Here is a 25750-nt window from a genome sequence, read left to right as displayed (position 1 = left end):
ATGCAGGCAGAGAAGTTTCATGACCTCCCGCTTGAAGACGTGTTAGGTGACCGCTTTGCACGTTATAGTAAATATATTATTCAAGACCGCGCGCTTCCAGATGCGCGTGACGGTTTAAAACCGGTACAAAGACGTATTTTATATTCTATGTATGTAGAAGGAAACGTACATGATAAAGCGTTTCGTAAATCAGCTAAAACAGTAGGTAATGTTATCGGTAATTATCATCCACATGGTGATTCCTCTGTATATGAGGCGATGGTCCGTTTAAGTCAAACTTGGAAAGTACGTAATGTTTTAGTTGAAATGCACGGAAATAACGGTAGTGTTGATGGGGATCCAGCAGCGGCAATGCGTTATACGGAAGCACGTTTATCACCAATCGCATCTGAGTTATTACGTGATCTTGATAAAGAAACAGTAGAATTCGTGTCAAACTTTGATGATACGAGTGAAGAACCTATTGTATTACCGGCAATGTTCCCAAACTTATTAGTGAACGGATCTACAGGGATTTCCGCTGGTTATGCAACAGAAATTCCACCGCATCATCTTGGAGAAGTAATTGATGCTACAATTATGCGTATCGATCAACCGAATAGTTCTGTGGAGGACTTGTTAACAGTTATTAAAGGACCAGATTTCCCTACAGGTGGTATTATACAAGGGATAGATGGCATTAAAAAAGCGTATGAAACAGGTAAAGGTAAAATTATTATTCGCGGAAAAGCAGAGGTTGAAACGATTCGTGGCGGGAAGCAACAAATCGTTATTACAGAAATTCCGTACGAAGTAAATAAAGCGAATCTTGTTAAGAAAATGGATGAATTACGTATAGATAAAAAGCTAGATGGAATTGCTGAAGTACGTGATGAGACAGATCGTACAGGTCTTCGTATCGTTGTAGAATTAAAAAAAGAAGCGAATGCTGAAGGTATTTTAAATTACTTATATAAAAATACAGATTTGCAAATTCCATACAACTTTAATATGGTAGCGATAAATAATCGTCGTCCGACACTTATGACATTACCTAAAATTTTGGATGCATATATTGGACATCAGAAAGAAGTTGTTACAAGACGCTCACAATATGAATTAAGAAAAGCAGAAAATCGTCAGCATATTGTAGAAGGTTTAAAGAAAGCATTATCAATTTTAGATGAAGTGATTGAAACAATCCGTGGGTCTAAAGATAAGCGTAATGCGAAAGATAATTTAAGTGCGAAATTTGGATTTACAGAGGCGCAGTCAGAAGCAATTGTTTCACTGCAATTATATCGTTTAACAAATACAGATATTACAGCGCTAGAGCAAGAAGCAGCGGAACTTAGTAAGAAAATTATAGAGTTACAGTCAATTTTACAAAGTGAAAAAAGACTTTTTCAAGTTATTAAAACAGATTTGAAGAGAGTAAAGAAAACATATAGTGATAATCGCCGTGCGATAATTGAAGAGGAAATTGAAGAAATTAAAATCGATGTGGAAGTTATGATTCCGCAAGAAGATGTCATCGTTACTGTAACGAAAGAAGGCTATGTGAAACGAACAGGTTGGCGTTCGCATAATGCATCGAACGGGAAATACTTCGGTATGAAAGAGGGTGACATCTTACTTGAGCGTTTCGATACAAACACGACAGAAACCGTTCTTTTATTTACGAACAAAGGAAATTATATTTATCTTCCTGTGTATGAAATGCCAGAAATTCGTTGGAAAGATTTAGGTCAACACGTTGCGAATCTTGTTTCACTCGAGCGAGATGAATCGTTAATTTGGGCAACAGTCGTACCGAATTTTGAAGAAGAAAAACGATTTATCGTATTTGTTACACGAAACGGTATGATTAAGAAAACAGAATTAAACCAATATAAAGTGCAGCGTTATTCACGGGCATTCGTTGCTGTAAACTTGAAAAAAGATGATGAAGTTGTTGATATATTTGCGACAGATGGGACAAGTGATATTGTTCTTGCAACACATGGTGCATATGCACTTGTATTCAATGAAGAAGAAGTAAGTCCAGTTGGTGTCAGAGCAGCTGGTGTGAAAGCAATTAATTTAAAAGAAGATGACTATGTTGCTTCTGGTAAACCGTTAAATAGTGAAAAAGATCAACTTATTCTCGTTACGCAGCGAGGTGCTGTGAAACGTATAAAGGCATCGGAAATTGAGAAATCAACGAGGGCGAAGCGAGGACTTGTAATTTTTAAAGAGTTAAAACGTAATCCGTACCGCATTGTCGGTATTGAAATTGTTCGAGATGATGAATTAGTTTACATGAAGACAGAGAAACACATTGTAGAAGAAATTGATCCGAAAGCGTTTCGAAATAAAGACCGGTATAGTAATGGTAGTTTAGTACTAGATGTTAATGATACTGGTGAAGTAATTGAAACGTGGACAAAGAAAAGAACGGAATAAAGTGAAACTTTAATTAGTGGGGTTTTTTTCCATCCCCCACTGATTATTAGCCTTCACCAATCGGGCTTTTACGGGCAGTTGGTCTCCCGCCTAACTTCCCTCGCATTCGCCTTATTTTGAGGTGGGAGTCTTACGGCGCGTTAATGCGGGATAAAGGGAGCATCTTGCTATGAATGATAGCAAGATGCTTTTTTCTAAGCAAATCATTATGTATATAAAATTAATCTTGTTATAATGATGAAATGAAATCGTTCTCATAAAGTGAAACTTTAATCAGTGGGGATTTTCTTTATCCCCACTGATTATTAGTTGAACCAATCGGGCTTTTACGAGCAGTTGATTCCTCACCTAATTTCTTTGCTTTCGCTGAATTTTGAGTTAGGAATCTTACTGCCCGTTAAAGCGGGACAAATGGAGGGGCAACATGAAAAAAATAGGTGTAGGGATTGTAGGATTTGGATTTTCTAGTACAACATTTCACATCCCGTTATTACAAACGATAGAAGAATACGATATTCGTGCTATTTTATCATCAAAAGAAGAAGTAGTGAAACAAGCATTACCAAATGCTGAAGTTGTTGGTACAATTGATGAATTAGTAAATCGAGCTGATATTGACTTAGTGGTCATTACTTCGCCGAATACAACCCATTTTCCATATGTAAAAGAAGCAATTGTACACGGTAAGCATGTTGTTGTGGAAAAACCATTCGTTGTTTCAATTGAAGAAGGAGAAGAACTTATTTCATTAGCGAACCGACATAATGTCGTTTTAAGTGTGTATCATAATCGCCGTTTGGATAATGATTTCTTAACGATAAAGAAATTATTACAAGAAAAAAGAATAGGGAATGTATACGCATATGAAGCGCATTTCGATCGTTTCCGCCCACATGTACGCGATCGCTGGAGAGAAAAGAACTTACCAGGATCAGGTATATTATATGATTTAGGATCGCATTTAATTGACCAAGCATTATCATTATTTGGGAAACCAGATGCGATAAGCGCAGATGTAATAAAACAACGACCAGGTGCAGAAGTGGATGATTACTTCCATGTTGTACTTCACTATGGAGTGAAGCGCGTTATTTTACATAGTAGCAGTTACGTAAAGCAAGCTGGACCACATTTTACACTGCATGGAGATAAAGGTTCTATCGTGAAGTATGGTATGGATTCACAGGAAGAACAATTAAAGACTGGAATGAAGCCAGGGGATAATGGTTATGGATCAGACTCTGAAGAGAATTTTGCTACTTTAGAAACAGAAGAAAGCTTAGAGCGTATTCCAACAGAAGTCGGCTGCTATGACATGTATTATAAAGGCGTGCGAGATAGCATATTAAATGGTGAAAAACTACCTGTAACTGCTCAAGAAGGTTTAGACGTTATTAAATTGATTCAATTGGCGACTGAAAGTAGTGAAGCGGGTAGAGTCATTGCGGTAAAATAAAAAAAGACACGAATTTCGTGTCTTTTTTTATTAGGAATATGCGAATATGACTCATTATTTATTTTAGTCGTTTGTCATACATTAATTGGATTTGTATGCCGTAAGGATCTTCAATAATACCATATGCTTCACTAAATATATTTTTTTCTAGTGGAGAGATTATTTTCACATGCTTATCGGAAATTAAATTATTATAAAATCTTTGTATTTCTTCTAAATTAGCACTTTGAATGCAAAGTGACATGTTATTTCCAACGCTATAACGTTCAGTAGGGTTCATTGTATCTTCGGCTATCATTAGCTTTGTATTCCCAATTTGTAAAACAGAGTGGGCAATATGATCTTTATTTTCACTTGTAATTTCAAAAGAACTATCTCTTTTGGCCAGTTCTTCATACGTAACAATCATTAACTTCTTGGCCTCTAAATTACGTGTATAAAAATTAATTGCCTCCTTTGCTTGCCCATTCATTGAAAGAAAAATAGCTATTTCTAATGTCATAAATATATAACTCCTTTATTAGTTAATAATTATAATATAGACTAAAAAGGTTTCAATACATGACACCTTTTATGGAGGGAAATATGAAAAAAACTGAACGAATAAATGATATGCTTATTTTCTTAAATAATAAAAGATATTTTAATTTAAAAGATTTAATGGTTAGATATGATATTTCTAAAAGTACCGCTCTACGAGATATTCAATCATTAGAAGAAATAGGTGTACCAATATATTCTGAACTAGGTAGAAATGGGAGTTATAAAATTATAGAAAATAGTGTGTTATCACCAATATATTTTAGTGTGGATGAAATGTATGCGTTATACTTTTCGATGCTTACATTAAATGGATACAAAACAAAGCCATTTAATATAGAAAGTATTGCGCTTGAAAATAAATTTAAACATGTATTACCTGATAATGTGAGTAAAAATATTTCAATCATGGAACGAACGCTTTCCTTTGAAGTAACAAATCATAGTAACTTTAGTCCGTTCTTAAAAGAACTTTTACAGGGGATTTTTGCTGAGCGAGTTTATCATTTAACATATTTAAAAAAAGATGAGGAGAAAGTATTGGTCGCCCAATTTATTCGAATAGAATCTAAATTTGGCCAGTGGTATGCTAAAATCTTTAATTTTGAGACAAATCATGTTCAAATAATTAGATGTGATAAAATTCTTTCTATTGTGGAAACAAGCAATACTAATTCAAAAAATCTTGAAGAATTGTTAAGTTATCTTACTAATTTTCATAGAAGGCCTGATGCAACTGATTTTATTGTCGTTGTTAATCAAAAAGGAAAAGACATTTTTGATAAAGAGAATTATCCCTCCATGAAGATACAAAAAGAAAACGAAAATTACATTATAACAGGCTATTTTAACAAGAAAGAAGTTGATTTTGTTTCAAGTTATTTTCTGAATTTCGGTGAAACGATTATCTCAATTCAGCCTGTTATGCTAAAAGAGTTAATTTATAATAAGGTATTATCTATAAAGCAGCATTTAACTTCGTTAAGATAAAGTTAGTATTAATAATTTTTTTAACACCAAAAAGCCCTTGAAATCTAAATATCCAAAGGGCCTTTTGGTGATTTTATTTGTTCTTTAGAAAAAAATTATTTTTCTGGGACGGACAGTCCATAAAAGAACATCGTAACGATATCTTGTATATGTTTTTCGCGATCTCCTTCAAGAAGCTGTGCCCCGAAATCATCACCTAATTTAGTGAACATTTGAATGTATAGCAACATCATTTCTTTAGTAAGGTGAGGGTTAATTTCATTTTTTTGCTGTGCTTGTTCTAGTATTTCTAAATACCAAGGCAGGATTTTTTCGTTTTGATAACTATAAATAAACTCTCGGAGCTCTTCATCTCTTTGCATCATTTGTAGCAACATATCAGGTTGGAATAACCCGCCAGTATTCATTTTTCTAATGATCATCTTTTGCATCATCTCATGAAAAGGTAATTTTTCTTCTGCAAGTTTTTTATAATATTGAAATTCAGATATTATAAATTCTTGTATAAGCTCCCTAAATAACGCATCTTTACTTCCGAAATGATTATAAATTGTCACTTGAGAAACGTTTGCTTTTTTTGCAATATGTTCTATTTTCACTTCATTAAATCCACGTTCTGAAAATAATGTAAAGGCCGCATCTTTAATGGCACGTTTTTTCTTTTCTTTCACTTTTTCAAAGCCGTTCAATACAATCACCTCAATTAAAATATACAAGAAAAAATAATTGAAAACAATATTTTTGAAATATGGACATATAAATATTTCAAAAAGTTGTTGCGAATATGAAAGATGAGGAGTGCAATAATTTTGAAATATCACATGTTAAATATTTCAAAAAATGAGGTGGGTTTATGATTTCAGTTCAAAATGTTACAAAACAGTTTTCAAATGGAAAAGGCTTGTTTGATATTACATTTGAAGTGAAAGAAGGAGAAGTTTTTGGCTACTTAGGACCAAATGGTGCTGGGAAATCAACAACGATTCGTAATTTAATGGGATTTATAAAACCGACGGCTGGTAAAGCGACAATTTTCGGATTAGATTGTTGGGAAGATGCTGCGAAAATTCAAAGAGAAGTTGGCTATTTACCAGGAGAAATTTCTTTTATTGAAGGAATGAATGGATTAGAATTTTTAAATTTGATGCAAGGAATGCGTGGGTTAAAAAATATAAAAAGACGAGATGAATTGATAGAACGTTTGCAGTTCGATGTGAAAACACCAATTCGAAAAATGTCTAAAGGAATGAAACAAAAAGTAGGTATAGTTGCGGCATTTATGCATGATCCAGAAGTGTTAATTTTAGATGAACCGACATCAGGACTCGATCCACTTATGCAACAAGTATTTATAGATTTAATATTAGAGGAAAAGCAAAGAGGAAAAACAAACCTTATGTCATCACATATTTTCACTGAAATTGAGAGAACTTGTGACAGAGTAGCTATTATTAAAGATGGTTGTCTTGTAACCGTTGAAAACATTCATGATTTACAAGGCATGAGAAGACAGGTGATAGATGTAACAGTATCATCTCAAGAAGAAATCGAATCTCTTAAACAATGTGATTTGCAATTTGAAGGAATGAAAGGTAGAGAGGCGTCAATTATTGTGCAAGGAAACTATCAAACTGTTTTACAAATACTTTCAAACTATAATGTAACTGCACTTCAAACGAGAGCGACGGATTTAGAACATTTATTTATGCATTATTACGAGAAGAAAGAAGGGGTAAAGCATGAATAAACAACTATTTTTAGCTAGTTTGAAAGAAACGAAAAAAAGTATATTCAGCTATGCTACTGGTGCAGCTCTTTATTTATGGTTATTAATTTGGATATTCCCATCGATGGTTTCAGCCAAAGGTTTAAATGAATTAATAAGTGCCATGCCTGATAGTGTGAAAAAAATTGTTGGAATGGAAAGTCCGATTCAAAATGTAATGGATTTTTTAGCTGGTGAATATTATAGTCTATTGTTTATTATCATTTTAACAATTTTTTGTGTCACGGTTGCAACGCATCTAATTGCTCGTCATGTAGATAAAGGGGCGATGGCATATTTATTAGCAACACCTGTATCCAGGGTGCAAATTGCAATTACACAAGCTACTGTTCTCATATTGGGGCTACTAATAATTGTAATTGTCACTTATGTAGCTGGTATATTAGGTGCAGATTGGTTTTTAAAAGATAATAACTTAAATAAAGAATTATTTTTGAAAATAAATGTAGTTGGAGGGCTTATATTTTTAGTAGTTAGTGCCTATTCATTTTTCTTTTCTTGTATATGTAATGATGAAAGAAAGGCACTTAGCTACTCAGCCAGTTTAACAATCTTATTTTTCGTATTAGATATGGTAGGGAAATTAAGTGATAAGTTAGAGTGGATGAGAAATATATCTTTATTTACATTGTTTCGTCCGAAAGAAATTGCTGAAGGAACATATAATATATGGCCAGTAAGTATAGGCTTAACTGCTGGAGCACTTTGTATCTTCATAGTAGCAATTGTAGTGTTTAGGAAGAGGGATTTACCGTTGTAAATTAGAAAGTCCACTGAGAAAGTGGGCTTTTTTTGTTTTTGTAGGAAAGAGATCTCTAGAATATACATTATTTATTAACGACAATCTACAGTCTATTTATTGGAAAGTATCATTAACACTATTAAATTAGTGTATATGTAACGATAATAAATGATGTTAAAAAACTATATGGAATTTTTATGAATATTACTGTAAGAAAATAATTTTTTAATAATTTTCAATAATAACACTTTACAAATTTTAAAAAATTAGTAGAATAAGAAGTAGTAAGAATCGTCTGATAAATATATAAAGAAAAACAGAATTATCAGAAAATTCTTAAATAGCTATCGTTTAGAATTAGGGAGGGTACAAAAATGAAAAAGAAAAAAATGAAAAAACTAACAGCAGTTGTAGTACCGGTTTTAGCAATGAGCATGGCATTAACAGCATGTTCTACATCAGGCGGAGATAAAAAGACAAGCACAAATTCTAGCTCTAGTGGAGATAGTAAGTCAGGGGAAAAATTAGCGGCAAAACAAGTTTTAAATCGAACAGTAACACAAGAGATTCCAACGATGGATTCTTCTAAATCAACAGATACAGTATCTTCACAAATGCTAGGGAATACGATGGAAGGGTTATATCGTCTTGATAAAGATAATAAGCCGATGCCAGCTGCGGCAGAATCTAGTACGAAAAGTGAAGATGGTAAAAAATATACATTTAAACTACGTAAAGATGCAAAATGGTCAAATGGTGATCCAGTAACTGCGAAAGATTTCGTATATGCTTGGCAACGTCTATTAGATCCAAAAACAGCTGCTGAGTATGCGTTTATCGCATTCCCAATTAAAAATGCAGAAGTGGTTAATAAAGGAGAAAAACCTGTCGCTGAATTAGGAGTGAAAGCGGTAGATGATCTTACGCTTGAAGTTGAATTAGAGCAAGCAGTACCGTACTTCTTAAACTTAGTAGCATTCCCATCGTACTACCCATTAAATGAAAAATACGTAAAAGAAAAAGGGGAGAAGTTTGGCTTAGAGTCTGATACAACAGTTTATAACGGACCGTTCGTTCTTAAAGATTGGAAGCATGAACAAGGATGGCAATTAAAGAAAAATGATCAATATTGGGATAAAAAGACTGTAAAACTTGAAGAAGTTAACTTCAGTGTTGTAAAAGAGGCAGCAACGCTAATTAACTTATATGATAGCGGTCAAGTTGACTTTGCTTTATTAAATGGAGAGTTCGTAGATAAATACAGAAATAAGAAAGATGAATTCGGAACATTCTCACAAGTGAGCACGTACTTCATTCGTATGAACCAAAAACGTGATGGACAAGATACACCATTAAAGAGCAAAAAATTGCGTGAAGCAATTGCACTTTCTATCGATAAGAAAAATCTAGCAAATGTAATTTTAAATGATGGATCAAAAGAAGCTGACTTCTTAGTGCCAAAAGGATTAGCGACTGGACCGGACGGTAAAGACTTCCAAGAAACGTTTAAAAATGGTTTGAAACCAGATGCTAAAAAAGCTGCTGCATCATGGGAAGAAGCGAAAAAAGAGCTTGGTAAAGATCAAGTTACAATTGAATTCTTAAACTACGATACTGGTAATGCGAAAAAAGTTGGAGAATATATTAAGGACCAAATTGAGAAAAACTTAAAAGGTGTAACAGTTAACATTAAACTTCAACCATTTAAGCAAAAACTAAAATTAGAATCTGAGCAACAATATGATATTTCATACGGTGGTTGGAATCCAGATTATGCAGATCCAATGACATTCTTAGATATGTTTGAGTCTAAGCATTCTCATAACCAAATGAGCTTCTCAGATCCTAAATATGACGGCATGGTGAAAAAAGCTGGAACGGAATTAATGAGCGATGCGAAGAAACGTTGGGAAGAGTTAGGAAAAGCTGAAAAAACATTACTTGAAGAAGATGTAGCGATTGTACCTTTATATCAACGTGGGGATTCTTATGTTTTACAACCAAATGTAAAAGGTGTAGTAAAACATAATATCAGTCCAGAATTTAGCTTTAAGTGGGCATACGTGACTGAAAAATAATAGAGTTAAAAAAGCATTTCAAAGTAGCTTAGCTACTTTGAAATGCTTTTTTTTAGCTCAGTTAAATAGAGAAGAATAAGGCGTATAGTACGTACATATAGTAGATGGGGGATAAATCATACTAATTTATGAAGATAAAAATCAGAATATTTAAAATAAAACTATTTACAAATATGAAAAATAGAGTAGAATAATATTAGTTATAATTTTCAGAAAATTAATCGTTAGCAAGGGGTCTCTCAAGGGTTGGTAATGTACATATAATTAGGGAGGGTACAAAAATGAAGAGAAAAAAGATGAAAAAGTTAACAGCGGTTGTAGTACCAGTTTTAGCAATGAGTGTTGCATTGACAGCGTGCTCTGGATCAGGTGGGGAGAAGAAAACGACTACTACATCTAATAGTGGGGAAGAAAAAAAAGCTGATATTAAATATGCAGCGAAGCAAGTATTAAATCGTACGGAAAATCAAGAAATTCCGACGATGGACACTTCTAAATCTACTGATACGTTAGGGGCACAAATTTTAGGAAACACAATGGAAGGATTATATCGTCTTGATAAAGATAATAAGCCTATTCCGGCTGCTGCAGAATCAAGTACGAAAAGCGAAGATGGTAAAAAATATACGTTTAAACTGCGTAAAGATGCAAAATGGTCAAATGGAGAGCCTGTAACAGCGAAAGATTTCGTATATGGATGGCAGCGCTTACTTGATAAAAACACAGCGGCAGAATATGCGTTTATTGCCTACTATATTAAAAATGCAGAGGCAATTAATAAAGGTGAAAAACCTGCAACGGAATTAGGTGCAAAAGCGGTAGATGATTATACACTTGAAGTAGAATTAGACAAACCAGTACCATATTTCTTAAACTTATTAGCATTCCCGTCATATTATCCTTTAAATGAAAAGTTCGTAAAAGAAAAAGGAGAGAAATTCGGTTTAGAAGCAGATACAACATTGTATAACGGGCCATTTGTAATGGCATCGTGGAAACATGAACAAGGTTGGCAGTTGAAGAAAAATGATAAATATTGGGATAATAAGACTGTGAAATTAGAAGAAATTAATTATAGTGTAGTAAAAGAAGTTGCTACAAAAGTAAATTTATATGATACAGGATCAATTGATTTCACACTACTATCAGGAGAATTCGTAGATAAATATAAATCGAACAAAGATGAATATGGTGAGTATTCAGAAGCAAGTACGTACTTCTTACGTTTAAATCAAAAGCGTAACGGACAAGATACACCGTTAAAGAGTAAAAAGCTTCGTGAAGCAATCGCATTATCCATTGATAAAAAAGGTTTGGCAAACGTTATATTAAATAATGGGTCAAAAGCAACTGATCAATTGGTTCCAAAAGGGCTTGCGACGGGACCGGATGGTAAAGATTATCAAGATACATTTAAAAATGGTCTGAAATATGATGTGAAAAAAGGCGCAGCAGCTTGGGAAGAGGCGAAAAAGGAACTCGGAAAAGATCAAGTTACAATTGAATTACTAAGCTATGATGATGGAACTGCGAAAAAGATTGCCGATTATTTTAAAGATCAAATTGAGAAAAACTTAAAAGGTGTAACAGTTAACACGAAAATTCAGCCATTTAAACAAAAATTAAAATTAGAGTCAGCGCAAGATTATGAAGTTTCGTTTGCAGGTTGGAGCCCAGATTATTCGGATCCAATGACATTTATTGATATGTTTGAATCGAAGAGTCCATATAACCAAATGAGTTATTCAAATCCGAAATACGATGAAATGGTACAAAAAGCAGGTAATGAATTATTGTCTGATCCGAAGAAGCGCTGGGAAACATTAGGGAAAGCAGAAAAAATATTCCTTGAAGAAGATGCAGGATTAGTTCCTTTATATCAAACAGGAAGATCATATGTAATGAAACCGAATGTAAAAGGAATTGTGAAACACAACATTAGTCCAGAATATAGCTTTAAGTGGGCGTATGTAACTGAGGATGGCGGAAAGAAATAACATGAAAGCATTTCAAAAGTGGCTAATATGCTTTTGAAATGCTTTTTTTGTATGAATAGGAGAATAAGGCACATGGAAATTAGAAAGGAGTTCAACAATTGGATAGATAAATGATAGCAGAGATTTCATATTGATGAGAAAAATATAGAACATAGCAATAGAGAAGAATAAGAGGGGATATGTTTACATATAGTAGACGGGGGATGATTCATATAGTAGTAATAGTAAAATAGCAAGTTATTATCATAAAAAAATAAATATTTAGAAAATTTACAAAAATACTTTACAAAACCAGAAAAAACAGTAGAATATTAATTAATAAGAATTTTCTGATAACGAAAGTTAATAGAGAATCTCTAACTGTTAATATCGTACATATAATTGGGGAGGGTACAAAGAAATGAAGAGAAAAAAGATGACAAAATTAACAGCGGTTGTAGCACCAGTTCTAGCAATGAGTATGGCATTAACAGCTTGCTCGGGATCAGGTGGAGAGAAGAAAACAACTACAACGTCTAATGGTGGGGAAGAGAAAAAATCCGATATTAAATATGCAGCAAAACAAGTATTAAATCGAACAGAAACGAATGAAATTCCGACGATGGATACTTCGAAAAGTACGGATACACTTGGTTCACAAATTTTAGGAAACACGATGGAAGGATTATATCGTCTTGATAAAGATAATAAGCCAATCCCAGCTGCAGCAGAATCTAGCACAAAAAGCGAGGATGGTAAAAAATATACATTCAAGCTACGTAAAGATGCAAAATGGTCAAATGGTGATCCAGTAACTGCAAAAGATTTCGTATTTGCATGGCAACGTCTATTAGATCCAAAAACAGCTGCTGAGTATGCATTTATTACTTACTATATTAAAAATGCAGAAGCGATTAATAAAGGAGAAAAACCTGTAACTGAATTAGGAGTAAAAGCAACCGATGATTATACGCTTGAAGTAGAATTAGAGCAAGCGGTACCATACTTCTTAAACTTAGTGGCATTCCCATCATACTATCCATTAAATGAGAAGTTCGTAAAAGAAAAAGGAGAGAAGTTCGGTTTAGAATCTGATACGACAGTCTATAATGGACCGTTTGTACTTACTGATTGGAAACATGAGCAAGGCTGGAAATTGAAGAAAAATGACCAATATTGGGATAAAAAGACTGTAAAACTAGATGAAATTAATTACAGTGTAGTAAAAGAAGTAGCTACAAGGGTAAATTTATATGATACAGGTGCAATTGATTTCGCGCTTTTATCAGGAGAATTCGTTGATAAGTATAGAAATAAAAAAGATGAGTTTGGAACATATTCAGAACCAAGTACATTCTATTTACGTTTAAATCAAAAGCGTGCTGGTCAAGATACACCACTAAAAAGCAAGAAATTACGTGAAGCAATTGCATTATCGATAGATAAAAAGAATTTAGCAAATGTCATCTTAAATGATGGTTCAAAAGGAGCCGATTATTTAGTTCCGAAGGGTTTAGCAGCTGGACCTGATGGTAAAGATTTCCAAGAAACATTTAAAAATGGTTTGAAACAAGATACTAAAAAGGCTGCGGCTGCATGGGACGAAGCGAAAAAAGAACTTGGAAAAGATCAGGTGACAATTGAATTCTTAAACTACGATACTGGTAATGCGAAAAAAGTTGGAGAGTATGTAAAGGATCAGATTGAGAAAAACTTAAAAGGTGTAACAGTAAATATTAAACTTCAGCCGTTTAAGCAAAAATTAAAATTAGAATCAGAGCAAGAATATGATATCGCATATGGTGGTTGGAGCCCAGATTATGCAGATCCGATGACATACTTAGATATGTTTGAAACAACGAATTCTCAGAATCAAATGAGTTACTCAAATTCAAAATATGATGAGAGTATTAAAAAGAGTAAAACAGAATTAATGTCTGATGCAAAGAAACGTTGGGAAGAGTTAGGGAAGGCAGAAAAAGTGTTACTTGAAGATGATGTAGCACTTGTACCTTTATATCAAAATGCTAGATCATATGTTATGCAACCAAATGTAAAGGGAATTGTGAAACATAATATTAGTCCGGAATATAGTTTCAAATGGGCGTATGTAGAAGAGAAATAATAACAAATAAAAGCATTTCTAAGGTGTAGTAAAGCACTTTGGAAATGTTTTTTTTTGCACCACTTTTTTATGAATGAATATAAGTATTATAGAAAAATGAAGGAGAATCCCATGAAAAGAAATTCGTACATTGATTTTTTAGCTTATTACGGAATAGGGAGTGCTCATCCTGGTGGTTTTACGTTAACGAAGCAATTACTATCTCAATTGCCGCTTAGACACGGAGCAAATGTTCTTGAGATAGGTTGCGGCACGGGGAAAACAGCGGCGTATATGACAAAAGAATTGGGTTATAAAGTGACAGCGGTTGAAAAGAATGAAATTATGATTCAAAAAGCGAAAGATAGATGGTTGTTTGATGGTTTAAATATACAATTGATTCAAGGAGATGTAGAAAGGTTACCGTGTTTAAATGATTCTTTTGAGCTTGTACTTGGAGAATCTATACTCGCTTTTACAAATAAAGAAAAGGTTATTTCGGAATGTTATCGTGTATTACAAAAGGATGGGAGGCTTGTTGTCATTGAAATGATTACCGAAAAACATATTGAGAAGAAAGAGGAGGAAAAGATTGGACAGTTATACGGTATGAAAGAATTATTAACTGAGAATGAGTGGATTCATTTATTTCAAGCAGCAAATTTTAAAAGAATTACAATTGCCGGTGGAGGAACTATTGCAGAAACAGTTGCAGGACATGTGGAAGAGCCAGAGTGGAATGTATCACCGTTTATTCCAGAAGAATTGTATGAGGCGTGGGTGAAACACGAACAAGTACTGCTTCTGTATCAACATATTTTAGGGCATCGGATTTTTATATGTGAAAAATAGAAAAAGAGTTGGCTAAAGATAGTCAACTCTTTACTATGTTAGATGAAAAATAATGCAGCCAAAGTAATTCCAAAAATAAAGCCAAATCCGAGTTCAAGGCCCCAGCCACCGCCGTCACAACCACCGCAACCACGACCGCCGCATCCACAGCCACTAAATCCACCACCGAATCCACCACCGAATCCACCACCGAATCCAAATCCACAGTTATCACATCTGCTAATACCACCGCAAATATCACATCCGCCGTTTGAATATGCGTTATAGTACCCGAATCCTGTATCAAAAGATGAGCGCTGTTGCATTGGTTCAATCCAAACAGAATCGTTTGTTACATCGATTATTTTGCCTAAGTGAATGCGACCATCCCGATCTTCAATTCGAACAACTTTACCGAAATAACGTTGGCATGTATCATAACATCTTTTTCTATGCATGTTCTTTCCTCCTTCCGTATTACCGTAATACGATATGTAAGCAGGACAAGTGCGGCTTGTACGAATGACCTATCTATCATAATTGTTATACGAAAGGGGAAATATACGAACAGGATACATAACGAGGAGGAAGAGAAATGAAATCTACAGACCAATTTCAGACGTACGAAGTTCCTTGGGAGGAATTAATAGAAGCACTGCGAGGTGAAATGAAGAAACAAGTAGGAGCGGATATTATTGATACGGTCGTATGTAATTTGAAAGATGGTTTTGAAGTGTATACATATGTGCAGGGTGATTTGGATTTCGAGTATACAGAAGCTCTTGAACGAAAATATGGGAGTGACGGGAAAATCCCTAATTTGTTAACAGTTATGCTGGTAGCTAGCATTTATAATACGGGTGAAGAGAATATACGTTTACATGCAGATCAAAAGGAAAATCCGATTGTTGAAGTATATGTGAAGAAGTAAAGAGTGCGCTAATTATAGCGTGCTTTTTATTTCTTGTATTGAAAAGAAAATCAAACTTTAATGGTGGAATTTATAGCGGGAAAAGTATGAAATCTATGTGTTATTTCAGATATATAATAAGGAAAAAATTCGAAATAAAATATGGGAGTAGTTCATTTTTGTTTACATAATGTAATTGCTGTGAACTGTTGTCCTAAAATACAAGTCATATATCTTGTTTCCTCTCATAAATTTAAACATAGGAATTTGTCTACAAAGGTGGCGAAGCCTCATCATGAAAATTCGAATTTGTGCCACGTTCATGCTGTTTCTATTTATATGTTTACCTTTTTCAGTTTTTGCAAAAGGAGAGGAGGCAAAGGAAAGGGTCGTTTCACTTGTATATGATGATTCGGGCAGCATGAGAAATAACGATCGCTGGAAGTATGCCAATTACGCCTTGCAAAGTTTAGTTGCGCTATTAGATGAGAAAGATAAATTTTCTTACGTTCCAATGAGTAAGCCGGATGCTCCATTAAACATTTCATTAACAAAGGATCAAAGGCAAACAGAAATTGAGGGGATTGGGGCGTGGAAAACATATTTAAATACTCCATTTAGCGCAGTAGAAACGGCGATGCAATCTATAAAAAAGGAAGCAGATATAGATGGGAAACGTGAATTTTGGCTTATTGTATTAACTGACGGGGCATTTAATGATTTGGAGAAAGATAAGATTGGCGGAAAAGAACAAATTACACAGAAGTTAGCGCAGTTTAAGAAAGAAATGGATTCGAAAAAGATCTCTTTACATCCAGTCTTAATCACGATGGAAGAGGATTTAGGGCAGCAAGAGAAGCTGCAGTTAAATACGTTTAAAGAGATTTGGAAAAAAGAAATGAATGGAGTTGTCATGCCGTCTAGCGGTGAGGATGGTATTGTACAAAGTGTGAATCAAGTGGCAGCATTAGTTGCAAATCGTGATCCATTTTCTTCTGTTGAATCGATTGTCAAAACGAAAATAGTAGGGAAAAAAGTAGAGATTACAACACCGTTTCCATTAAAGCGTATGACGCTTGTACGACAATCACCTTCTTTGTCTAATTATAAAGTTATGCAACTTTCCAAACCGTTACAATTGCAGTCTTCTTTTTCTATACATGCACCAGGAGAAGCTAAATTATTCGGAAATATAGTGCATGTAAGTACAGCGAACCAGGAAGTGATTAAGCCAGGGACATATACGATAGAAGTGGATCAGGACATTGAGAAAGAGGGATTACAAGTACTTGTTGAACCAGCGCTTAATTATACTGTTTCTACGTACGACAAAGATGATAAAGATAGAAAAAATGTTGAGAAAATGTATGAAGGTGTGACAGCTGTTATTGAAGCGAAACCTACTGAATTACCAATTCAAACTTCTTATTTCGAAGCAGAAGTAGAAATAGACGGAAAGCAGTATCCGATGAAGTGGGATGATAAAAGACATGTGTTTTATTACGAGACAAAGGTTGGTAAAGAGTTAGTACGCGGGAAAGTCCATATGAATATAAAGGGATTTTATAGACAGACGAAAGAATTCAAGATTGAACCAGCTGAAAAACCAAAATTAACACTTCAAGCTGTTACGAAAGATTATGAAGAAAAGGTAACAAATTTAGAAAATAGTAAACCATTTATTTTACAGCCCCAGTTAAATGGTAAACCGATGACAGAAGAGGCTGTAAAGAAACTATTAAAATCTACTGGTGTCACATCGAATCAATCGATCAACTATGAATTAAAACAGCATGGTAGTCAAGTTTATGTTTATCCTCGACCTTATTACTCCGACACATTCAATTTTACAGATACCGGCACCGTAGAGGCTACCATCACGATCAATGATCCAAAATTACAAGAAGTAAAGGAAAAGATTGTACTGCACATTGAAAATGCGCCGTTTTTTGAGAAGTATGCGCTCGTTTTTAAATTTGTAATTCCTATTACTTTATTACTTTTAATAGTAGGAATTATTATTTTAGGATGGATTGTTCGTCCGAGATTTCATCGGAAAGCATTACTATATTACGAATGGGATCAAGAAGTAGCGAAAGATTGGCTTTATCAATCTGAACCAGAGTTACTTAAAAATAAATGGTGGAAGCACTATTTTGGCATTCCATTTCGAGCAGAAAGAAAGGCGGTGCAATCTGTAACATTAATAGCGAAAAAAGGATCGAAATCTATATTTGTAGCAAAAGAATCGCAAGTGGTTGGGATGATTATTGATGGGATGTTTATAACAGAGGAAGAGGTAGGAATGGAGCATAAGACGTTGTATCCCAATGAACTTTTAGTAATTGATAGAGGATATGGTAAGGAGATTTACCGGTACGAATGTGAATAGTAGATAGGGTGTAAGAGGGGCGGAGGAGGCCCGGCTCTCTTTATTCTTCTTTTCAAACAAGCAAGAATAGGAAGGTGGTTCACATGACATTACAAGTTCCAACAATTTTAATTGGCTTAGGTGGAATCGGTAGTACTGTCACACATCAAATATATGAAAGATTACCTGAGGAGCGTCGTAAAAAGGTAGCGATGCATGTATTTGATACAGATGTGAATACATTGAGTAAATTTGATCATATTCGGAAGTTTAAGACGCAAACGAGCTCGAGTAAAACACCGAGAGAGTATATTGCGGGAGATCCAACGATTCCAGAGTGGTTTCCGATGGATCCGACTATACTTGATAAACCGTTAACAGAAGGGGCTGGACAGTTACGCGTCATTTCACGGTTAGCGTTACGTGCTGCGATGAAAGAAGATAAACTCACATCGTTTTGGCAAGAAATCGAGAAGATTTTTCCAGTTACAAGTGATCAGACCGAATATGGTGTACGTGTCATTATTGTAACATCACTAGCCGGCGGAACAGGTTCAGGGATGTTTTTACAAATCGCATTATATTTGCGTGAGATGCTCCGGAAGAAATTGCAGCATCATAACATTTTAATTCGCGGTGCTTTTTTAATGCCGGATGTTTTAGTTAAGACGAGAACGGTTAGTGCGAAAGAGTTTGAAACTGTGCAAGCGAATGGTTATGCATCGTTAAAAGAGTTGCACGCTATTACGCTTGGGTCGACTGGTGAATTATCAAAACGAGGCGGCGTAACGATTGAATTAGAATATCGTCCTGATCAAGTGGATGAAGATGGAAGAACAAACCATACGATAAAGCAGCATCATTTACCGTACAATTATTGTTTCTTATATGATTATGAAAATTTACATGGGCACCATTTGCACAATTTATCGGATTATATGGAGCAAATGGCAAATACGATTTATTTACAGTTATTTAGTCCAATGTCTGCAAATCATTTTGCCCAAGAAGATAATCAAATTCAGCAATTGGCAGAATCGAGTGGGAAAGGGAGATATTGCGGAGCAGGAACGGCAAAACTTATTTATCCGTATGAGCACGTTTTGAAATACTGTGCTTTAAAATGGGCGGTGCAAGGTTTAGATGAATCTTGGCTTCATTTAGATCAACTATTTCAAGAGAAGAGGCAAAGATACGATCAAGATGTAAAACGCGGTATGCAGCGTGAAAAGCCAGAGCGCGGGAAAAGTTATTTAGAAGACTTAGAGCATCTTGCTACTCGGCCAGAACAAGCTCATATTTTTTATAGACAAATGTACCATGAAACACGTGAAGGGGCAGAGGGTGGTAAGCTCGGTGTTGCAAAATCAAAATTGTTTTTAGATGCTGTAGAGAGTTACGTACACCGTACAGTGCAAAAAGATGAGGAATTAAACCGCCTGCAGCATGAGTGCAAAATATCGGCTGCGAAGCTTAAAATGATGGAACAAATGAAGGGGGAAGTAGCGAGAGTTGATCATGCGGTTCGTTTATATGCTTATGCCATTCCGAGCCGTGTACATGAGCATGTTACTACCCTTTTATATGACATGATCGAATCAGACCGCTTTACACCGAGTGGCTCAGAAGGACAGTCTTACCAATTAAATACATGGTTTTTAAAGAAAACGGATCCAGTTCATCCAGTTGCAGCACGTTTTATGCTGTATGAAATTCGTAAGCAGTTAGTAGAGAAGATGAATCGACTACATGAAAATAATGAACAAAAGCGTAATTTAATTCAAAACTACGATAAGAAATTTAATGTGAGTAATATTGATGGAACTGTAACGGCTGTTCGCCGCGTTGAAATTGCGCAGCAACAAGGCTGGTTTGGAAAAATGATTAATAATCAGCAGCGTTTGTTTAAAAAAGAATTTGAAGATATTGTAACGCAGTACGTACACAAATTAAGTGAGTATCGTAAAGAAATGTTGTTAGAACTCGTGTATCAATCGCTATACCAAGCAGTTGATAAAATGATTCAATATTGGGAAAGATTCTTTGATAATTTATACGAAACACGTGAAAATTTATTGTTTGAAATCCAAAAGCGAAGCAAGGAATTTGAGGGGAAAACGAACCCGACGAATGTATACGTATTAGCTGAAGAGAAATTGCAAGAAAAGATTTGGCAAGATATGCAGCAACATTTAAATTTAGGTGTATTACCGAAAGATATATCGTCCGAAATTTATATGAGCTTGTACGGGGAATATTGTCGTGATGCGAAAGCCGAAGAAATTCAGTCGAAAAAGGTGGAAGACTTCTATCGTGAACATATATTGAGTTATTGTTATGACGAACTTCAAGTGCGCTATCGTGACAAATTAGAGCTTAATATCGTTGAAGCATTGCGAAAAGAAGCAGATTTCAAGAAGCGTGATCGTGATGAATACGTTCGTGAAAAAATTGAAGATCTTTTCCATTTAGCAAGTCCGTTCGTTCCGAAAGTTTCTCATCATAGAGAATTACAATATTGGGGCGTACATCCATCTTTAAAACAAGAATTGCAAGAAGAGTTATTGCAAGAAATGTTTAAAGAAAAAGATACGGTAAACGAGGCGTTTTCACCATTTGAAGTGATTTGTTATCGTGCTCATTACGGATTATCGCTACAAGATTTTCCTAAGCTTTCATCTGGACATATTGCGAATGGTTTTATGAACGATAAAGGTGATTATTTTCAATCGTATTATCGCCGCGTGAACAAATTAAATAGTAAAAAATCTAGTTTGACGCCGCATTTAGATAAATATTGGCACTTACCAGCCTTTATGCCAGACTTGAATGCAACGCAAACGAAGTTAGATTACGACAAATGTAATCGTGCTCTTCTATACGCGTATATGTATCGCTGGATTAGCTTAGTTGCTGTTGATGGACAATTCGTGTATCAATATAATGGTGTCGGCCGTAGCTTTTTAATCCAGTCGATGGGGAAAAATATTTCAAGTGAAAGTTATAAGTTGCACAGAGCATTGCTTCATAATCCGTTTATTTATGAAAACATCTTGTCACGATTTGAAGAAGAACAAGAAAAGGCAATGATACAAGGTGGACATTTATATACACATGCATTTGTATTAGGCGCTCAAGATATAAGATGGCTCCGTAAAGAGCATGTTCATAATATTTTAGATATGATTTTAATGTATGACCGTGAGGCAAAATATGACCCGACGTTAGAAGAAACATCTGACGATTTGTTAAGGTTATTCCTTGATGAAATTGAGCTGTATTTCCAAAACTATTACGGAACAGGTGCAGATATGGTTGCAAAGAAAGAGAAAGAGATGTTTATGAAACAATTGTGGGATCGTTCGTATGCGAAAGGGTATGTGGATCCAAATAGTGCGCCTTATAAAAAATGGCAAAATATATTACATGTTCCCGATGAAGAAGAAGTGCCAAAAACGAATGTATAATGAGTGAAAAGGGAATCCTTAAGAATGACAATACAACTTTAGAAATGAGGGATTCCGATGCCGTTTTTAGGTAGTGTATATCAAATATTTGGATTATATCCAGAAATTTATTATGGAATGATTTCAGCGGAAATCGCTGAACAACAAATGGAAGAACAGAAAGAACAAGAAAATCAAGAGACTGAATTATAAAACCATGCAGGCTACTCGCCTGCGTGGTTTTTTCGTGTTACAATAAAGCGAATTTTTTAAGGGAGAGAATAAGATGAAATGGATATACTTTATTATTATTAACGTTATAGCATTTAGTATGATGGGGCTTGATAAGCGAAAAGCAAAGAAAAAACAGTGGAGAACGCCAGAAAGTACGTTGTTTTTATCAGCTGTAGCTGGAGGAGCGGTTGGAGCTTGGATTGGTATGTATATGTTTCATCATAAGACACATAAAAGTAAATTTGTCTTCGGTATTCCAGTGCTCGTTATTATAACAGTAGGAGTGTTTTTATACATATAAAGGATTTGCAAGAGGAATGTCGAAAGAAATGCAGATTGAATATTGGTAAAGTAAGCATGTGAGACTTTATAATGAAGAAAAAAAGAGAAGAGGAGAAAAAGGAAGATGGGGAGTCAAACAGCAGAGCAAAAGCAGGGGATTATATATGCAGCAGGTGCGTATACGATGTGGGGAGTCCTTCCGATTTATTGGAAATGGGTGGAGGAAGTACCGGCAGATGAAATATTAGCGCATCGCATCGTTTGGGCATTTGTTTTTATGTTGTTAGTTTTAGGAGTAACGAAGAGGTTTCGTCAGTTTGGTGGGGAGTTAGTGGCCCTTTTTAAACGACCTAAATTATTAATGTCATTAACAATTGCTTCGGTACTTATTAGTGGAAACTGGTTTGTATACATATGGGCCGTAAATCATAACCATGTAATCGAAGCAAGTCTTGGGTATTATATTAATCCACTTATAAGTATTTTACTTGGTACAGTTGTTTTAAAAGAGAAGCTTAATTTTTGGCAATATGTTGCGGTTGGTTTAGCTGGATTGGGCGTTGTTATTTTAACGATACGTTTCGGATCAATTCCATGGGTTTCTCTTTCACTTGCTTTTTCATTTGGATTATATGGATTAACGAAAAAATTATTAAATTATGATGCAACAATTGGGCTTACGATGGAAACGATGTTAGTGACGCCATTTGCACTTATATATTTGTTTATGACAGGAGTTCATGGCTTTGGTTCGTTCGGTTCTATTTCGGCAATATCAACGTTTCTTTTAATAGGGGCAGGTATTGTTACAGCGTTACCACTCTTTTATTTTGCTAAAGGAGCACAACTTATTCCGCTCTATATGATAGGATTTTTACAATACATCGCGCCGACTATTAGTTTAATTTTAGGTGTGTTCGTTTTTGGTGAACATTTTACATCTACTCATATGATTGCGTTTTTCTGTATATGGATTGCTTTATTTGTCTTTTCAATGGCGAAAACAAAGTTTCTACTACAGAAGCAACCAAAATTTATTAAAAATAAATCAGCAAAAGTATCATAATGCGTAGTATTTTCTACGCATTTTTCTTTATACTTATATTATATAGAAATTCCATTATAGTCAGTGAGGAGCTGAAAAACATGGAAACAATTTTACATAATGATCCACTTATAGCAGCTATAATTTCTTGGTTTTTAGCACAGTTAACGAAAGTCGTTTTTAAATTAATAAAAACAGGCGAGTTTGATTTTGCTAAGTTCTTTGCTTCAGGTGGAATGCCAAGTTCGCATGCTTCGACTGTTACTGCACTTGCTACAGGTGTCGGGGTGGTGGAAGGTGTGGAGAGTCCAATATTTGCGGTTGCCGCTATTTTTGCCATTATTGTTATGTACGATGCTTCAGGAGTAAGGCTTGCGGTAAGTAAGCAAGCGAAAATATTGAATGATTTTTTTCATGGTAGACAAACAGAATATAAAAAGTTAAATGAGCTCGTTGGACATACACCGTATCAAGTTGTTGTTGGTGCACTATTAGGAATTGTTGTCGGGGTTGGGTATTGTTTGTAAGCAGAATGTGTGTAATGCACGTTCTGCTTTTCTTTGCTTTCATACATATTTAGATGAGTTTTCGAATATCGTATACGGACTTAGAAAGGGTGGGTGAGCGGTGTGCTACTATATGACAAAGTGCATGAGGAGATAGAGCGGAGAACGACTGCACTTCAAACGATGCAAAGGCAAGACGGAACGTGGCAATTTTGTTTTGAAGGAGCTTTGCTAACGGATTGTCACATGATTTTTTTACTCAAATTATTAGGGCGAAATGACGAAATAGAACCGTTTGTGAAAAGGTTAGTATCTCTTCAAACAAATGAAGGGACTTGGAAATTATACGAAGATGAAAAGGGAGGGAATTTATCCGCGACGATTCAAGTATATGCTGCTTTACTTGCTTCGGAAAAATATTCGAAAGAAGATATGAATATGAGGCGAGCTGAAATGTTTATTAAGGAACACGGGGGAGTTTCTCGTGCCCATTTTATGACGAAATTTTTATTAGCGATTCATGGAGAATATGAATTTCCTGCGCTTTTTCACTTTCCAACACCAATATTATTTTTACAAGATGACTCCCCCCTCAGTATATTTGGGTTAAGCAGCTCAGCGCGTATACATTTAATTCCGATGATGATTTGTATGAATAAGAGATTCCGTGTAGAGAAAAAGTTATTGCCAAATTTAAATCATATTGCAGGCGGGGGTGGGCAATGGTTTCGAGAGGAGCGGTCTCCGCTGATTCAATCGTTTTTAGGTGATGTGAAAAAGGTAATATCGTATCCATTATCGTTACATCATAAAGGATACGAAGAAGTAGAGCGCTTTATGAAGGAGCGTATAGATGAAAATGGAACATTATATAGTTACGCCAGTGCTACGTTTTATATGATTTATGCTTTGCTTGCATTAGGGCACTCTATTCAGTCTCCAATTATTGAGAAAGCTGTGACAGGATTAAAATCTTATATATGGAAGATGGACAGAGGAAGTCATTTGCAAAATTCTCCTTCTACCGTATGGGATACCGCTTTACTTAGCTATTCATTGCAAGAAGCTAAAGTTACAAATGAAAATAAGATGATTCAAAGAGCGACGGAGTATTTATTGCAAAAACAACAAACTAAAAAGGTAGATTGGAGCGTACATGCATCATCACTTGTAGCTGGCGGTTGGGGATTTTCAGATGTTAATACGACGATCCCTGATATAGACGATACTACAGCTGCCCTTAGAGCGTTAGCGCGAAGTAGAGGGAATGATAGAGTAGATGATGCGTGGGGAAGAGGCGTGGAATGGGTGAAAGGATTGCAAAACAATGATGGAGGCTGGGGAGCTTTTGAACGAGGGGTAACGAGCAAGTTACTATCGAATTTGCCGATTGAAAATGCGAGTGATATGATAACCGATCCGTCCACACCAGATATTACAGGTAGGGTGTTAGAATTATTCGGAACGTATGCACCGAATGAGTTGCTTGAAGAGCAAAAAAAGAAAGCTATCAAATGGTTAATGGATGTACAGGAACAGAATGGATCATGGTATGGAAAATGGGGGATATGTTATATATATGGGACATGGGCAACGATGACAGGCTTACGTGCATTAGGAGTGCCTTCTACTCATCCATCGTTGAAAAAAGCAGCTTCATGGCTCGAACATTTGCAGCATGAAGACGGAGGGTGGGGAGAATCCTGTCAAAGTAGTGTAGAGAAAAAATTTATTTCTTTACCTTTTAGTACGCCGTCACAAACAGCGTGGGCACTTGATGCACTCATTTCTTACTACGATCAAGAAACACCGATTATTCGAAAAGGAATTACATATTTGCTCGCGCAGTCTACTATGAATGAAAAATATCCTACTGGCACAGGGTTACCGGGGGGCTTTTATATTCGCTATCATAGTTATGGGCATATATATCCGTTACTTGCTTTAGCGCACTACGTAAAGAAATATAGAAAATAAACCGAGAGATACTCTCGGTTTATTTTGATGGGTAGTAGGTCCCTGTTGAAAA

General features: G+C 35.2%; 20 protein-coding genes. 17 read left to right on the top strand and 3 right to left on the bottom strand.

What is annotated here, in order from left to right:
- Both parC and NSQ08_RS16200 read left to right on the top strand, forming a co-directional pair.
- Positions 1-2424, top strand: a complete 2424-nt coding sequence (gene parC, locus NSQ08_RS16205) for a DNA topoisomerase IV subunit A (RefSeq protein WP_340776869.1) — start codon at positions 1-3, stop codon at positions 2422-2424.
- Positions 2425-2848: 424 nt separating this feature from the next.
- Complete coding sequence (locus NSQ08_RS16200; RefSeq protein WP_340776867.1) at positions 2849-3880, top strand: oxidoreductase; 1032 nt, start codon at positions 2849-2851, stop codon at positions 3878-3880.
- A gap of 58 nt (positions 3881-3938) precedes the next feature.
- Here NSQ08_RS16200 and NSQ08_RS16195 read toward each other — a convergent pair whose 3' ends face one another.
- Positions 3939-4382, bottom strand: coding sequence for a VOC family protein (locus tag NSQ08_RS16195; protein ID WP_002014318.1), 444 nt, complete (start codon positions 4380-4382; stop codon positions 3939-3941).
- 59 nt (positions 4383-4441) lie between these two features.
- Here NSQ08_RS16195 and NSQ08_RS16190 point away from each other — a divergent pair, with 59 nt between their 5' ends.
- On the top strand, positions 4442-5410 hold the full coding sequence (locus NSQ08_RS16190) for a helix-turn-helix transcriptional regulator (RefSeq protein ID WP_002014319.1): 969 nt from the start codon (positions 4442-4444) through the stop codon (positions 5408-5410).
- A 95-nt stretch (positions 5411-5505) separates the two neighbouring features.
- Here the strand turns inward: NSQ08_RS16190 and NSQ08_RS16185 are convergent, their stop codons facing one another.
- Complete coding sequence (locus NSQ08_RS16185; protein WP_080118282.1) at positions 5506-6126, bottom strand: TetR/AcrR family transcriptional regulator; 621 nt, start codon at positions 6124-6126, stop codon at positions 5506-5508.
- 137 nt (positions 6127-6263) lie between these two features.
- Between NSQ08_RS16185 and NSQ08_RS16180 the strand changes: the two genes are divergently transcribed.
- The 6 genes from NSQ08_RS16180 to NSQ08_RS16155 all read left to right on the top strand — a co-directional run bounded on the left by NSQ08_RS16180 (position 6264) and on the right by NSQ08_RS16155 (position 14948).
- Complete coding sequence (locus NSQ08_RS16180) at positions 6264-7157, top strand: ABC transporter ATP-binding protein (protein ID WP_340776857.1); 894 nt, start codon at positions 6264-6266, stop codon at positions 7155-7157.
- On the top strand, positions 7150-7956 hold the full coding sequence (locus NSQ08_RS16175) for an ABC transporter permease subunit (RefSeq protein ID WP_002142696.1): 807 nt from the start codon (positions 7150-7152) through the stop codon (positions 7954-7956). The genes NSQ08_RS16180 and NSQ08_RS16175 overlap by 8 nt, the downstream gene beginning before the upstream one ends.
- Positions 7957-8312: 356 nt before the next feature.
- Positions 8313-10016, top strand: a complete 1704-nt coding sequence (locus NSQ08_RS16170; protein WP_002142690.1) for a peptide ABC transporter substrate-binding protein — start codon at positions 8313-8315, stop codon at positions 10014-10016.
- A gap of 281 nt (positions 10017-10297) precedes the next feature.
- On the top strand, positions 10298-12013 hold the full coding sequence (locus tag NSQ08_RS16165; RefSeq protein ID WP_012261386.1) for a peptide ABC transporter substrate-binding protein: 1716 nt from the start codon (positions 10298-10300) through the stop codon (positions 12011-12013).
- Between the two features lie 400 nt (positions 12014-12413).
- A complete protein-coding gene (locus NSQ08_RS16160; protein WP_002192731.1) occupies positions 12414-14117 on the top strand; it encodes a peptide ABC transporter substrate-binding protein in 1704 nt (567 codons plus the stop codon).
- A gap of 111 nt (positions 14118-14228) precedes the next feature.
- Positions 14229-14948: a class I SAM-dependent methyltransferase gene (locus NSQ08_RS16155; protein ID WP_240380900.1), complete on the top strand. Its 720-nt coding sequence runs from the start codon at positions 14229-14231 to the stop codon at positions 14946-14948.
- A gap of 38 nt (positions 14949-14986) precedes the next feature.
- Here the strand turns inward: NSQ08_RS16155 and NSQ08_RS16150 are convergent, their stop codons facing one another.
- Positions 14987-15385 (bottom strand): hypothetical protein, encoded by a 399-nt coding sequence (locus NSQ08_RS16150; RefSeq protein ID WP_340776843.1) that lies wholly within the window; start codon positions 15383-15385, stop codon positions 14987-14989.
- Positions 15386-15522: 137 nt separating this feature from the next.
- Here NSQ08_RS16150 and NSQ08_RS16145 point away from each other — a divergent pair, with 137 nt between their 5' ends.
- The 8 genes from NSQ08_RS16145 (at position 15523) to NSQ08_RS16110 (ending at position 25698) form a co-directional block, all read left to right on the top strand.
- Positions 15523-15858: a hypothetical protein gene (locus tag NSQ08_RS16145; protein ID WP_002033583.1), complete on the top strand. Its 336-nt coding sequence runs from the start codon at positions 15523-15525 to the stop codon at positions 15856-15858.
- 274 nt (positions 15859-16132) lie between these two features.
- Entirely contained in the window at positions 16133-18229 is a 2097-nt protein-coding gene (locus tag NSQ08_RS16140) for a vWA domain-containing protein (protein ID WP_340776840.1), read from the top strand.
- Between the two features lie 83 nt (positions 18230-18312).
- Positions 18313-21675 carry a tubulin-like doman-containing protein gene (locus tag NSQ08_RS16135; RefSeq protein ID WP_016120612.1) on the top strand — a complete coding sequence of 1121 codons (3363 nt, stop codon included), beginning with the start codon at positions 18313-18315 and terminating at the stop codon, positions 21673-21675.
- Between the two features lie 57 nt (positions 21676-21732).
- Positions 21733-21867 (top strand): hypothetical protein, encoded by a 135-nt coding sequence (locus NSQ08_RS16130; RefSeq protein WP_002014348.1) that lies wholly within the window; start codon positions 21733-21735, stop codon positions 21865-21867.
- A gap of 73 nt (positions 21868-21940) precedes the next feature.
- Entirely contained in the window at positions 21941-22189 is a 249-nt protein-coding gene (locus NSQ08_RS16125; protein ID WP_016092058.1) for a DUF1294 domain-containing protein, read from the top strand.
- A 105-nt stretch (positions 22190-22294) separates the two neighbouring features.
- Entirely contained in the window at positions 22295-23236 is a 942-nt protein-coding gene (rarD, locus tag NSQ08_RS16120) for an EamA family transporter RarD (RefSeq protein WP_002014350.1), read from the top strand.
- Positions 23237-23316: 80 nt separating this feature from the next.
- Complete coding sequence (locus NSQ08_RS16115) at positions 23317-23742, top strand: divergent PAP2 family protein (protein WP_000447809.1); 426 nt, start codon at positions 23317-23319, stop codon at positions 23740-23742.
- Positions 23743-23844: 102 nt separating this feature from the next.
- Positions 23845-25698: a terpene cyclase/mutase family protein gene (locus tag NSQ08_RS16110; RefSeq protein ID WP_340776832.1), complete on the top strand. Its 1854-nt coding sequence runs from the start codon at positions 23845-23847 to the stop codon at positions 25696-25698.
- The last annotated feature ends 52 nt before the right edge of the window (positions 25699-25750 follow it).

It is taken from the genome of Bacillus sp. FSL E2-8887, assembly GCF_038007205.1.
GTDB lineage: Bacteria > Bacillota > Bacilli > Bacillales > Bacillaceae_G > Bacillus_A > Bacillus_A mycoides.
The sequence above is the reverse complement of the archived record's forward strand: the minus strand, read 5'-3'. Positions and strand labels throughout refer to the sequence as shown.